The sequence below is a fragment of the Kitasatospora sp. NPDC089913 genome (assembly GCF_044748625.1).
Lineage (GTDB): Bacteria > Actinomycetota > Actinomycetes > Streptomycetales > Streptomycetaceae > Kitasatospora.
In genome coordinates this window covers 143304-155374 of the sequence record NZ_JBIVGI010000007.1, presented here as the reverse complement: position 1 = coordinate 155374, position 12071 = coordinate 143304, and the positions used below count along the sequence as shown (strand labels likewise).

Sequence of the window (12071 nt, the reverse complement as noted above, 5' to 3'; positions counted from 1 at the left end):
GGCGGGTGGCCGAAGGGTGGCTTTCGTCCGAATCCTTCATCCGGTCGGACAACGCCGTCCGGATGATTTTAGCCGTCCGGCCAATCAAGCGACCCCTGATGCAGGAATAGCGTTCGTCATGTGGCCGTCGTGCGATCCGCGCCGGCTTCCCCCGCAAGGAACGAAGGAGAGCGTGCGCTCATGGATGCTGTGACCCAGGTCCCCGCGCCGGTGAACGAGCCGGTCCACAGCTACGCGCCGGGCAGCCCGGAACGGGCCCGCCTGGAGGCGAAGCTGAAGGAGCTGGGCGGCCAGGAGCCGGTCCAGCTGACCATGACGATCAACGGTGAGCGCCGGATGGGCGGCGGCACCGAGTTCCACGTCGTCCAGCCGCACAACCACGCGGCGAGGCTCGGCACCCTGCGCAACGCCACCCAGGCCGACGCGCAGGAGGCCATCGACACTGCCCTGGCCGCGGCCCCGGCCTGGCAGGCGCTCTCCTTCGACTCCCGCGCCGCGATCTTCCTGCGCGCCGCCGACCTGCTGGCCGGCCCCTGGCGCGAGACCCTGGCCGCCGCCACCATGCTCGGCCAGTCCAAGACCGCGCAGCAGGCCGAGATCGACACCCCCTGCGAGCTGGTCGACTTCCTGCGCTTCAACGTGCACTTCGCCCGCCAGATCATGGCCGAGCAGCCGATCTCCTCGGACGGCGTGTGGAACCGCAGCGACCACCGCCCGCTCGAGGGCTTCGTCTACGCGATCACCCCGTTCAACTTCACCGCCATCGCCGGCAACCTGCCGACCGCGCCGGCGCTGATGGGCAACGTGGTGCTGTGGAAGCCCTCGCCGACCCAGCAGTTCTCCGCGCACCTGCTGATGCAGCTGCTGGAGGCGGCCGGCCTGCCCAAGGGCGTCATCAACATGGTGACCGGTGACGGCCTGGACGTCTCCGCCGTCGCGCTGAAGCACCCGGCGCTGGCCGGCATCCACTTCACCGGCTCCACCGCCACCTTCCAGCACCTGTGGCGCGAGGTCGGCAACAACATCTCCGGCTACCGCACCTACCCGCGGATCGTCGGCGAGACCGGCGGCAAGGACTTCCTGGTCGCCCACCCGTCCGCCGACCGGGCCGTGCTGAAGACCGCGATGACCCGCGGCGCCTTCGAGTTCCAGGGCCAGAAGTGTTCGGCGCTCTCCCGCGCCTACGTCCCGGCCTCGATCTGGGCCGAGCTGAAGGACGAGTTCCGGGACGAGGTCGACGGCCTGACCATGGGCGACGTCACCGACCTGTCGAACTTCATGTCCGCCGTCATCGACGACCGCGCCTTCGCCAAGAACAAGGCCGCGATCGACCGCGCCCAGGCCGACCCGCAGGTCGAGGTCCTGGCCGGCGGCACCTACGACGACAGCGTGGGGTACTTCGTCCGACCGACCGTGCTGGTCTGCCAGGACCCGGCCTCGGAGTACTTCCGGGACGAGTACTTCGGCCCGGTCCTCGCCGTGCACGTCTACGAGGACGACAAGTACGACGAGATGCTGACCCAGATGGAGTCGGTCTCGGACTACGCCCTGACCGGCGCGATCATCTCGCAGGACCGCGAGGCCGTTCAGCACGCGATGCTCAAGCTGCGGAACGCGGCCGGCAACTTCTACATCAACGACAAGCCGACCGGCGCGGTCGTCGGCCAGCAGCCGTTCGGCGGCGCCCGCGCCTCGGGCACCAACGACAAGGCCGGCGCCAAGCAGAACCTCGCGCGGTGGACCTCGACCCGCTCGGTCAAGGAGACCTTCGTCCCGCCGACGGACTACCGCTACCCGCACATGGGCTGACCGTCCCACCGGGACCCGTTCGCGGTCCCCGACGCCCCCGGCCCCGCAACCGGGCGGCGTCCCACGGGCGGCGAGCCGACCACCCCCCTCGGCTCGCCGCCCGTCCTTTCTGCCACCCCTCGGAAACACCAGCTCCAGGAGTCACGATGCTCCGTTCCGCCCTCCTCGCCGCCTCCCGTTCGGCCCAGGTCCGCACCGTCGTCGAGAAGTTCCCGCCGACCCACGCGATAGTCGAGCGCTTCGTCGCCGGCGAGGCCCTCGACGACGCCGTCACCGCCTGCGACGACCTCGTCGCGACCGGCCGCAAGGTCACCCTGGACCACCTCGGCGAGGACACCCGCGACGCCGCCCAGGCCGCCGGCACCGCCGAGGCGTACGAGCACCTGCTCGCGGCGCTCAAGGAGACCGGCCTGGCCGCCGGTGCCGAGGTCTCGGTCAAGCTCTCGGCCGTCGGCCAGTTCCTCCCGGTGGACGGCGAGAAGATCGCCCTGGAGAACGCCCGCCGCATCTGCGAGGCCGCCGCCGACGCCGGCACCACGGTGACCCTCGACATGGAGGACCACACCACCACCGACTCCACCCTCGCGATCGCCCGCGAGCTGCGCCAGGACTTCCCCTGGCTCGGGGTCGTCCTCCAGGCCTACCTGCGCCGCACCGAGGCCGACTGCCGCGAGTTCTCCGGCCCCGGTTCGCGGGTGCGCCTGTGCAAGGGCGCCTACAAGGAGCCCGAGTCGGTCGCCTTCCAGGGCAAGCACGAGGTGGACCTCGCGTACGTCCGCGCGCTCAAGGTCCTGATGGCGGGCGAGGGCTACCCGATGATCGCCTCGCACGACCCCAACATGATCAAGATCGCCGGCCAGCTGGCCGAGTGGAACGGCCGCAAGCGGGACTCCTTCGAGTACCAGATGCTCTTCGGCATCCGCCCCGAGGAGCAGCTCCGCCTCGCGGGCGAGGGCAACACCATGCGGGTGTACCTCCCGTACGGCGAGGAGTGGTACGGCTACTTCATGCGCCGCCTCGCCGAGCGCCCGGCCAACCTGACCTTCTTCCTGCGCGCCATGGCCACCCGCGGCTGACCCCGCGCGGCGACCGACCGGCCCGGGTCCCCCTCCCGCGATGGGGGGACCCGGGCCGGTCGCGTCGGCGCCGGTCAGATGAAGGGCTTGGTGTCCAGCTCCAACTCGAACGGGGCGGGGAGGACGAGCGGCTCGCCGAACCCCGCGAGGTGCAGCTCGGTGTACTCGTCGCGCTTGGGCTTCGAGAAGAGGCTGACCTGCGACTTCTCCCGGTCGATGAGGAGATGGAGCGGGATTCCGGCGCGTGCGTAGCAGTGCCGCTTGGCGATCCGGTCCTGGTCCGGCTTGCTGGATGTCACCTCCGCGACCATGGCCACACCGTCGGGCTCCATCCAGGACGGGGCGAAGATGTCTGCCTGTCGGCCGGACGTGCAGGCCGGTTCTGTGGATGGCACGGGTCGTCACCGTAGTGGCGGGACGGGCGGGTCGTGTCGGGAGTGCGGGACTTTCACCCGATCGTGGGAAGGCGGATCGGCGTAGGATCTTCGCGCTGGTGAACTCTGGCGTGTGAGCGAGGAGTTGGCATGGTGCTGAAGCGGTTCGCGGAGCTGTCCACGCCGTTGGTGGCGGACGCCTGCATGCGGGTGGGGGTGGCGTTGCGGGTGGCGCCGGCGGGGGTGGCGGCGGTGGTGCCCGGGAGCCGGGTGGCCGGGCGGGTGCTGCCGGTGCGGCACTACGGGAGCGTGGACGTGTTCCTGGAGGCGTACGGCGCGGCGGAGCCCGGGGACGTCGTGGTGATCGACAACGGCGGGCGGACGGACGAGGCGTGCATCGGGGACCTCGCCGTGCTGGAGGCGCGGGCCGCCGGGGCCGCCGGGGTGGTGGTGTGGGGGCTGCACCGCGACACCCCGGAGCTGGTGGAGATCGGGCTGCCGGTGTTCAGCTACGGCACGCTGCCGCTCGGCCCGGTGCGGCTGGACGGGCGGGAGCCCGAGGCGCTGACGGCGGCCCGGTTCGGTCCGCACCTGGTGGACACCGGGGACGTGGTGTTCGCGGACGCGGACGGTGTGCTGTTCGTGCCGTCCGCGCGGCTGGACGAGGTGCTGGACGCGGCGGCCGGGATCGCCCGCACCGAGCGGGCGCAGGCGGAGCGGATCCGCTCCGGCGACACGCTGCGGCGGCAGACCGCGTTCGCGGAGTACCTGGAACGCCGCGCCGCCGACCCGGGGTACACCTTCCGGCAGCACCTGCGGCGGGTCGGCGGGGCGATCGAGGAGTAGGGCGGGTGCCGCCGGTCAGAGCGCCAGATGCATGACGTACAGGGGGACGTAGCCGTGCACGGGGTGGTGGAAGGCTTCCGGGACGGTGCCGACGATGCGGAAGCCGAGCGACTCGTAGAGCTTCACCGCGTGCTCGTTGGTCGCGACCACGGCGTTGAACTGGATCGCGCGGTAACCGGAGCGGCGGGCCCAGTCGATGCTGTCCAGGACGAGCGCCCGGCCGACGCCGCGGCCGCCGTGCGCCGGGTCCACCATGTAGCTCGCGCCGGCGACGTGGCCGCCGTTGCCCATCTGGTTGCGGTTCGTCTTGGCGGTGCCGAGGACGGCGCCCGTGGTCTCGTCCACGGCGACCACGGTGCGGTGCGGTTCGGGCAGCAGCCACCACTCCCGGCCCTGCTCGAAGTCGAGGTCGAGCGGGTAGGTGAACGTCTCGCCGGCCGCGACGATGGCGTGGAAGAACGGCCAGATGCCCGGCCAGTCCTCGGTGGTGGCTTCCCTGATCAGCATCCGGACATGATGCGCGGCGGACGGCGGGAGGTCCAGTCGTTTTCTCCCGCCGCCCGACCGGTCGTCAGAGCATCGAGGCGGCCGGCTTGACCATCGCCCGGGCGGTCTTGGCGTCGACGTACTCGCCGATCGCGGTCATCACCCACTCGCCCGAGTACTGGCGGACCAGCTTGCACATCACCACGCCGGTGCGGGACTCGGAGTGGGTGAGGTCGAAGCGGACCAGCTCCTGGCCGGTGCCGGCGTCGACCAGACGGCAGTACGCGTTCTTGACCTCGGTGAACTTCTGACCGGAGAAGGAGTTCACCACGAAGACCAGGCCGCACACCTCCTGCGGCAGCCCGTTGAGGTGGACGGTGATCGACTCGTCGTCACCGCCGCCCTCGCCGGTCAGGTTGTCGCCGGAGTGGACGATCGCGCCGTTGAAGATGCCCAGCTTCATGAACCAGGCGGTGTCCAGCTTCTCGCGCTTGCCGTCGAAGGCGAGGCAGGAGGCGTCGAGGTCGATGTTGCGGCCGCGGCCGGCGGGCTCCCAGCCGAGGCCCATCCGGATCGAGGAGAGGAAGGGCTTGCCGTTCTTCTCCAGCGAGACCGAACCGCCCTTGGTGAGGCTGACCCGGCCCTTGTCCAGGGTGACCTTGGTGAGGGACGGCGCCGCGGCGGCGGGCGGGGCCGGGGGCATCGGGGGCGCGCTCTGCGGCATCGGCGGGGCGGAGGCCATGGCGAGCCGGGGGTCGACCGGGCCGGCGGCCGGCGGCGGGGTCGGCGCGGTGGCGGCCGGGGCGGGCGGGGGCGGCGCGACCTGGGTGACCGGGGCGGCGGCCGCCGGAGCCGGCTGCTCCTCGACCGAGACACCGAAGTCGGTGGCGATGCCGGCCAGACCGTTCGCGTAACCCTGGCCGACCGCGCGGACCTTCCAGGCGCCGTTGCGCTGGTAGACCTCGACCACGATCAGTGCGGTCTCCCGGCCGAGCGCCGGCGAGGTGAAGGTGACCAGGACCTCGCCGGTGGCGGCGTCGCGGACGGTCGCGGTCGGCTCCATGCCCGCGAAGGTGGCGCCGGCCTCGTCGGGACTGGCGGTCACCACGATCTTGCTGATCCCGGCCGGGACGGCGGCGGTGTCGACGATGATGGCGTCCGGGCTGCCCGCGGCGGCCGGGCGGTGGGTCACCCCGGGCCCGTTGGGGGCGTTGTAGAAGACGAAGTCGTCGTCCGAACGGACCTTGCCGGCATCGGTCAGCAGCAGGCCCGAGACGTCCAGCGCCTTGGGTGCGGTGACCTCGACGGTCACCCGCGCGGCGGTCAACGGGGCATTGCCGCCCTGGGTCAGGACCGTGGACACGAACTCCTCCTGGGAATGACGTGGTGCGGGGCCGGCCCCGGCGGTGGGGCGGCTGTGCCGACTGGCGACCACAGTAACGAACGAGGTCGGCCGGATGAGCCCGATCGGGCCGCTGACCTGTCGGGTTGTCCGACCGGAACGGACCGGGCCGGACGGGGGTGGTGCGGCGGTGCCGGGGCCGCTCAGCGGGCGGGTGCGGGTGCGGGTGCCGCTACCGGCGCGGACACCGGCGTGGTGGCGCCGGGACGGCTGCCGGTGCCGGACGGTGCCGCGAAGCCGCCGAGGGCGGCGACGGCGCGCGGCCGGTCGATCCCGAAGGCACTGGCCTTCCAGCACTCGGCGGTCCGGGGCGCGGCGCGGCGCGGTGCGGGCGGGCGGATGCCGAGCACGGCGAAGGTGTACCGGCCGGGGCGGACGTCGGTGCCGGGCGGGGTGGTGAAGCGGTACACCGCCGAGCCGCGTTCCTGGTGGGCGGTGATCACGACGCCGGTCAGGTCCGTCCAGACGGTGCCGGCGCCGGGGGCCAGCGCGCCCGGGGCGAGCCGGAACTCGGCCTGGAGCGCGGTCAGCGGCTCGGTGACGGTCAGTGCGAGCAGGTGGCGGGTGCCGTCGCGGCCGAGCGGCTGGACCAGGGCCGCGCCGCTGAGCGCCAGGTCGTCGGTGCTGTCGGTGCCGCCCTTGCCGCCCGTCTCGCCCCGGTCACCCTTTTCGCCGGTGCCGCCGGTGGCGCCCTTCCCGTCGGTGCTGTCGGTGCCGCCGGTTCCGGGGTCGGCGAGGATCTCGCCGGTCCGGTCCGGCGGGGTCGGTGCCGGGGTGCCCGGGACGGGGGCGAGCGGGCGGGCCGCGGTCGGCGAGGGGGAGGGCGCGGGGGTGGCCGGGGCCGTCGTGCCGGTCGCCGGCTCCCCGGCGGGCCGGTCGGCGGTCGGCCGGTCGGCGTTGCGGGAGGCGGGCTGCTCCTCGGCGGGCTGCCCGGCGGCGAGGGTGTCCTGGCCGCCGCCGACGGTGCCGGTACCGGTGCCGCCCTGCCCCCCGGCGGGCTCGCCGGTCACGCCGTGCCGGGGCGGCGGGCCCTCGGCGAGCGGTACGCCGCTGGGGGATCCGCCGCGGGGCGCGGCCGGGGTGGTGGACCGCGGGCCGGTGGTGCTCCCCGGGGCGCGGGGGCCGGTCGGGCCGGGCAGGGGGACGGCAGGGGTGGCCGGGGGACGGCCCGCGGTGGCGTCCGCGGTGCCGGTCTCCCGGTCGGCCGTGGTGCCCGAGGCGGGACCGGACGCGGTGCCGGAGGCGGTGCCCGAGCCGCTGTCGGGGCCGACGGCCGGGCTCGGCGGCGGGGCGCTGGAACCGACCCTGGAGACCCCGGCCCGGCGGCCCACACCCTGCTGTTCGCTGAGCAGCAGGGTGGTGGCGATGCTGATCCCCACGACGGTGGACATCGCCATCGCGGCGCCGGAGAATCGCAGGGTGGGCAGTCGCAGGCGGCCGCCGAACGGGCCGGGCCGTCCGTGCCGGCCGTGCCTGGTGCGGTGACGGTCGTGCGGGTACGCCGCGTCCTGCCCGGTGTCCTCGGACGGACCCACCGGACCCCTCCCTCCCCTGAAGTCGCCGTTGCGGTCGCCGCATTCTCCCACGTACCGACGGCGGCGCCGGTGCCGCCGACCGGGCGGACGGCCGCCGGCCGGCCCGGTGCGGCCGGCCCGACCGGGATCCGGTCGGGGGCGTCGTCCGGGACGCGTCCGGGCCCGGCCCGAGTGTCCCCCCGGGGCCGAGCGTGCGGAGTCCGCCGGGTGCGCGCGCGGGCGTGCGCCGGCAGGGGGACGAGCGTAGCAGCGGGCACCCGGGCGGTGGCCAGAGCCTGGACCGAATGGATCAAATCCGTGGACAACCCTTTGGCCAGCGGAAGTTGACGGTCCGTCTGACAAGGGCGGCAACGGGCCCGGTAAGGGACCCCGGGAGCGTTCGGGGATTATTGCAACCCCCTTGCAACCCTTGCCGGTCCGTCGCGCGGTGGCGCAGTCTGGAGGGCATTCCACGCCGTCCCGGAGAGACCGTCATGCCGCCCGACCCGCTGCCAGCACCCTCCAGTGCCCCTCTCGCCGCTACCCCCACGGGCGGCGAAGAGGCAGGCTCCACCGCCGCTCCGGCGGCGGTGGAGGAGGTGCTGTCCCTGCGGATCTCGCTGGGCGAGGAGGTGGTCGGAGAGGTCCGTACGCGGTTCCGGTTCGACGCCGCGCGCCCGTACGAGGTGCTGCTGACGTTCCATCTGGGGCGGCCGGACGAGGCCGACTGGGTGTTCTCGCGCGAACTGCTGCGCGACGGCCTGCGCTCGTTGAGCGGTCAGGGCGACGTCAAGCTGTGGCCGGCCTACTGTCCGTGCCACGGCTCGACGTTGCACCTGGCGCTGGAGTCCCCGCACGGCAGCGCGCTGCTGGAGGTCTCCAAGCCGAAGGTCCGGGCCTGGCTGGACCGGACGTACGCGCTGGTCTCGGAGGAGGCGGAGCGGGCCCACGGGCCGAGCGACGCCGAGCTGACCGCGCTGCTGTCCGGGGGCCGCTGAGCCCGGGGCGGGCGGTGCGCCCGGACCGGTGAGGCGCCCGGAGCGGTGATGTGCTCGGACCGGTGATGCGCTCAGGCCGGCGGCAGCGGGACCCGGCCGGTCCGCGGGGCCGGCAGCTGGCCCGGTGGGGGCGGGGGCCCGGGGAGCCGGACGGTGCCGCTCGCCAGTTCCGCGCGGAGCCTGCGCAGGGCCGGACCGGAGGAGGACGGCAGCAGGTCGTACGGGTCCTCCGGGCCGGCCACGCCGACCAGCACCGATTCGGCGAAGCGGTAGGGCCGGTGGGCCAGAAGGCCGCCCAGGTGGCGGCGGAGCCGGGAGAGTTCGGCCCGCACCGTCACCGTCCTGGCCGGGTCCCCGAACAGCGCGTCGGCCAGCTGGGCCGCGCTGAGGCCGTTCCGTTCGGTGGCGAGCAGCAGCAGCAGTTCGGCGTGGCGGGGGCTGAGCGCGTGCGACCAGCTGCCGGCCGCGCCGTGCACCGACAGCGCCGGACTGCCCGGCCGGCGCAGGTCGAGCCGGACCCGGGCGCCCTCGGCCTGTTCGGCGAGCAGGCCGCCGAGGCCGCCGGGCCCGTCGGGAGCGCCGGGGTCGTCCGGACCGTCGAGGTCCGCGGCCGGTGCCGGCGCGGCGCTGCGGAGCGGCACCGGGCGGACCAGCCAGCCGTCGGCGAGCGGCTCGATCACGCATTCGCCCAGGCTGGGCAGCCAGTGCACGGCGGCGGTGCTCCAGCCCTCGGCGGGCAGTCGCAGCCGGGCCGGTGGTGGCAGGCCCGCCGCGGCGGCCGTCCAGCCGGCCGCGTCGACGACCAGGGCGGGTCCGTTCACCCGGGCCAGCATCGGGGCGGCGAGGGTGCGCAGGTGGTGCAGTGATTCGAGGCGGCGGGCGCGCAGTTCGGTCTCGGCGAGCTTGGCGGCGGTGGCGGTGAGCTGGAGCAGGTAGGGGCGGACGGAGTGGGCCGGGCCGCTGAGGTTGATGGCGCCGATCAGCCGGCCGGTGCCGGGGTCGTGCACGGGGGCGGCGACGCAGGTCCACGAGTGGTGGCTGCGCAGGTAGTGCTCGGCGGAGTGGACCTGCATCGGGCGCTGGGCGCGCAGGGCGGCGGCGATCCCGTTGGTGCCGACGCTCTCCTCGATCCACCGGGCGCCGGTGAGGAAGCCGATCCGGTCGGCGCTGCGGCGCAGTCCGCGCTCGCCCTCCTGCCAGAGGATGTGGCCGTCCGCGTCGGCGATGGCGAGGATCAGCGGTGGCTGGCCGGGCTGTTCGAGCAGGGTGTCGCGGAGGACGGGGAGCAGCGGGTCGAGGCCGCTGGTGCGGCGGCGGTGTTCGATCTCGGCGGGGCCGAGGTGGACGGCGGCGGCGCCGGCGTCGGGGTCGAGGCCGATCCGGCGCAGGCGTTCCCAGGAGTCGCCGATCTCGGGGCGGGGCTGGAACAGGGACGGGTCGTCGGGGCCGGTGTCGCGGGTGGCGGCGCGGGCGGCGGCCTCGGCGAGGGCGCGTTCGTGGACCTTGGCCAGTTCCGCAGCCGTCTGCGGAGTACGACGCTCGGGTCGTCGGGTCTGCCGTCCTGGCTGCCGCACTCGGTTCGCTCCTCGCCGCCGTCCGAGGGCGCGCCGGGGTCGACGCGCTGACGAAAGAGTACGGGCGCCACCCGTTCCTGGGGATGGGGTCTGCCAACTCGGAATACCCGATGGTATGGAAGTGGACATGCCAATGGCCGGGGGTGTCCGGACGGGGTGGGAAGGGGTCCGGCGAGGGGCGGGAGCGGTGGGCGGGTGCCCGGTTCCGGGGCGGTCGGGGCGGGCGGCCGCAAGCGGGCGCGCGGGGCCTGCGGGGTGCGCGCCCGGCGCACGGGTGCGTAGCAGGGGCGCGTGTCCGAATGCTGGTCACGGTGGCCGGTGCGGGGTGGGCGGCGGCCGGCTCGGGCGCGCCCGGTATCGACTGTTATCCGGTACAGATCTTCGTTCTGGTAGTAGTTGTCCTCATGCTCCCGATTGTTTGCGAACTGTTCGGTGACCGGCGGTACCGCCGTCACGCCGGTGCCGACCGGTGACGGCGCCGCTCCCGACCCCGGCACTGCTCCCGGCGCAGGCGGCGGTGCACGAGGCGTCGGCGTCGGGCCTTCCGGTGCACGGCCTTCCGGCGTCCGGCGTTCCTGCGTCCGGCCTTCCGGTGCCCGGCATGCCGCTGCACGAGCTGGCCGTGTACGACGGCAGTGGCGTCTCCGGCGGCCTGTACAGCCGGGTGGTCGGCTGGGCGGACGCCGCGCCGTACTGGCTGGACCGGGTGGTCGCGCTCTGGTCGCTGCTCGGCCTCGGGCTCTTCGCGCTGCTGATGCTCGCCGCCTGGTGGCGGGCGCGCGGGGGCGGGCCGGCCGTGATGGCCCGGGTGCTGGCCGCGGCGCCGGTCGTCCTGCTCGCCTACGCGGTGAACTCCGCTTTCAAGGGAGTGGTGGAGGAGGTCCGGCCGTGCGCGCAGCTGCGGGTGCGGGACACCCTGGAGAGCTGCCCGGGGCCCGGTGACTGGTCCTTCCCGAGCAACCACACCGTGATCGCGTTCGCGGCCGCCGCCGCGCTGCTGCTCGTCGACCGGCGGATCGGCGCGGTGGCCGCCGTGGCCGCCGTGCTGATGGGTGCCTCCCGGGTCTGGGTGGGGGTGCACTATCCGCACGACGTCCTGGTGGGGGCGGTGGTCGGCGTGCTGGTGGCGGTGCCGCTGGTGCTCGCGGCCGGCCGGGCCGGGCCGCTGGTGGCACACGCCCGCACCGGTCCGCTGCGGCCGCTGCTGGGCACGGGGGCCGCGGCGGCGGTCGCCGGCCCGGGCCGGCCGGTCGGGGTGCGGCGGGACTGAGCGGTCCCGGCCGGGCCTGCCAGTGGGGGAGGGACCGGGCGGCCCGGAACCGGCAGGCCGGACGCTGTCCCGGCCCTTGTGCGGCAGGGGTGCCGGGGAAGAGCATGTGAGCCGGGCGCGGCGGCCCCCGACGGGGGCACCCGCCCGGCTCAGTCGTGCCAGGGCGCCGCGCGCCGGGCGTGCCAGTGGAGGGAAGTGCTGCTCATGCCGTACCGACTCGACATCACCCAGGGGGACTGGCCGGCCGAGGAGCTCGGCAAGGGCGTCGAGGGCCTGCTGGCCGAGGCGATGGTGCTCACCCTGGCGACGGCGGGCCACGAGCACGGCCCGCACGCCAACCTCGCCTTCTTCGCCTACGACGACGACCTCGTCCTCTACTTCGTCAGTGAGCGCGCCACCCGCCACAGCCACCACCTGGCCGAGGAGGCCAGGGCGGCGGCCACCGTGTTCCTGCCGCCGCCGGTCTTCGGCGAGCAGCTGCGCGGACTCCAGCTGACCGGCAGCGCGGGCGAGGCGTGGGGGCGGCAGGCCGAGTCGGCGCTGGCCGCCTACCAGGGGCGGTACCCGGCCTTCGCGCGGGACGAGGAGGTGCGGCGGCAGTTCCTGACCGGTGGCGGGGCGGCGGCGCTGTACCGGTTCCAGGTGGAGGGGCTGACGGCGGTGGACGAGCCGAAGTTCGGCCGGCGGAACTACCTGCGGGCGGCCGTGCGGCGCTGACCCCG

At 74.5% G+C, this 12071-nt stretch carries 11 protein-coding genes; 6 read left to right on the top strand and 5 right to left on the bottom strand.

What is annotated here, in order from left to right:
* Positions 1 to 180 precede the first annotated feature (180 nt).
* Both pruA and ACIPYS_RS13870 read left to right on the top strand, forming a co-directional pair.
* Positions 181 to 1809 (top strand): L-glutamate gamma-semialdehyde dehydrogenase, encoded by a 1629-nt coding sequence (gene pruA, locus ACIPYS_RS13875; RefSeq protein ID WP_093860071.1) that lies wholly within the window; start codon positions 181 to 183, stop codon positions 1807 to 1809.
* Between the two features lie 146 nt (positions 1810 to 1955).
* Positions 1956 to 2885 carry a proline dehydrogenase family protein gene (locus ACIPYS_RS13870; protein WP_400746061.1) on the top strand — a complete coding sequence of 310 codons (930 nt, stop codon included), beginning with the start codon at positions 1956 to 1958 and terminating at the stop codon, positions 2883 to 2885.
* Between the two features lie 74 nt (positions 2886 to 2959).
* Here the strand turns inward: ACIPYS_RS13870 and ACIPYS_RS13865 are convergent, their stop codons facing one another.
* Positions 2960 to 3280 (bottom strand): Uma2 family endonuclease, encoded by a 321-nt coding sequence (locus ACIPYS_RS13865; protein WP_400746059.1) that lies wholly within the window; start codon positions 3278 to 3280, stop codon positions 2960 to 2962.
* A gap of 129 nt (positions 3281 to 3409) precedes the next feature.
* Between ACIPYS_RS13865 and ACIPYS_RS13860 the strand changes: the two genes are divergently transcribed.
* Positions 3410 to 4105: an RraA family protein gene (locus ACIPYS_RS13860; protein ID WP_400746057.1), complete on the top strand. Its 696-nt coding sequence runs from the start codon at positions 3410 to 3412 to the stop codon at positions 4103 to 4105.
* 15 nt (positions 4106 to 4120) lie between these two features.
* Here the strand turns inward: ACIPYS_RS13860 and ACIPYS_RS13855 are convergent, their stop codons facing one another.
* The 3 genes from ACIPYS_RS13855 to ACIPYS_RS13845 form a co-directional block, all read right to left on the bottom strand.
* Positions 4121 to 4612 (bottom strand): GNAT family N-acetyltransferase, encoded by a 492-nt coding sequence (locus ACIPYS_RS13855; RefSeq protein WP_093860068.1) that lies wholly within the window; start codon positions 4610 to 4612, stop codon positions 4121 to 4123.
* A 64-nt stretch (positions 4613 to 4676) separates the two neighbouring features.
* A complete protein-coding gene (locus ACIPYS_RS13850) occupies positions 4677 to 5942 on the bottom strand; it encodes a TerD family protein (protein ID WP_400746239.1) in 1266 nt (421 codons plus the stop codon).
* A 194-nt stretch (positions 5943 to 6136) separates the two neighbouring features.
* A complete protein-coding gene (locus ACIPYS_RS13845; RefSeq protein WP_400746054.1) occupies positions 6137 to 7528 on the bottom strand; it encodes a hypothetical protein in 1392 nt (463 codons plus the stop codon).
* Between the two features lie 473 nt (positions 7529 to 8001).
* On the opposite strand from ACIPYS_RS13845, the gene ACIPYS_RS13840 reads away from it, so the two are divergent.
* Positions 8002 to 8505 (top strand): SsgA family sporulation/cell division regulator, encoded by a 504-nt coding sequence (locus ACIPYS_RS13840; protein ID WP_159424869.1) that lies wholly within the window; start codon positions 8002 to 8004, stop codon positions 8503 to 8505.
* 71 nt (positions 8506 to 8576) lie between these two features.
* Here ACIPYS_RS13840 and ACIPYS_RS13835 read toward each other — a convergent pair whose 3' ends face one another.
* The gene (locus tag ACIPYS_RS13835; RefSeq protein WP_400746052.1) at positions 8577 to 10079 is read right to left on the bottom strand and encodes a GAF domain-containing protein; all 1503 of its coding nucleotides are present in this window, start codon (positions 10077 to 10079) and stop codon (positions 8577 to 8579) included.
* A 601-nt stretch (positions 10080 to 10680) separates the two neighbouring features.
* Here ACIPYS_RS13835 and ACIPYS_RS13830 point away from each other — a divergent pair.
* Both ACIPYS_RS13830 and ACIPYS_RS13825 read left to right on the top strand, forming a co-directional pair.
* Positions 10681 to 11349, top strand: coding sequence for a phosphatase PAP2 family protein (locus ACIPYS_RS13830; protein ID WP_400746050.1), 669 nt, complete (start codon positions 10681 to 10683; stop codon positions 11347 to 11349).
* 204 nt (positions 11350 to 11553) lie between these two features.
* Positions 11554 to 12066 carry a pyridoxamine 5'-phosphate oxidase family protein gene (locus ACIPYS_RS13825; RefSeq protein WP_159424868.1) on the top strand — a complete coding sequence of 171 codons (513 nt, stop codon included), beginning with the start codon at positions 11554 to 11556 and terminating at the stop codon, positions 12064 to 12066.
* The last annotated feature ends 5 nt before the right edge of the window (positions 12067 to 12071 follow it).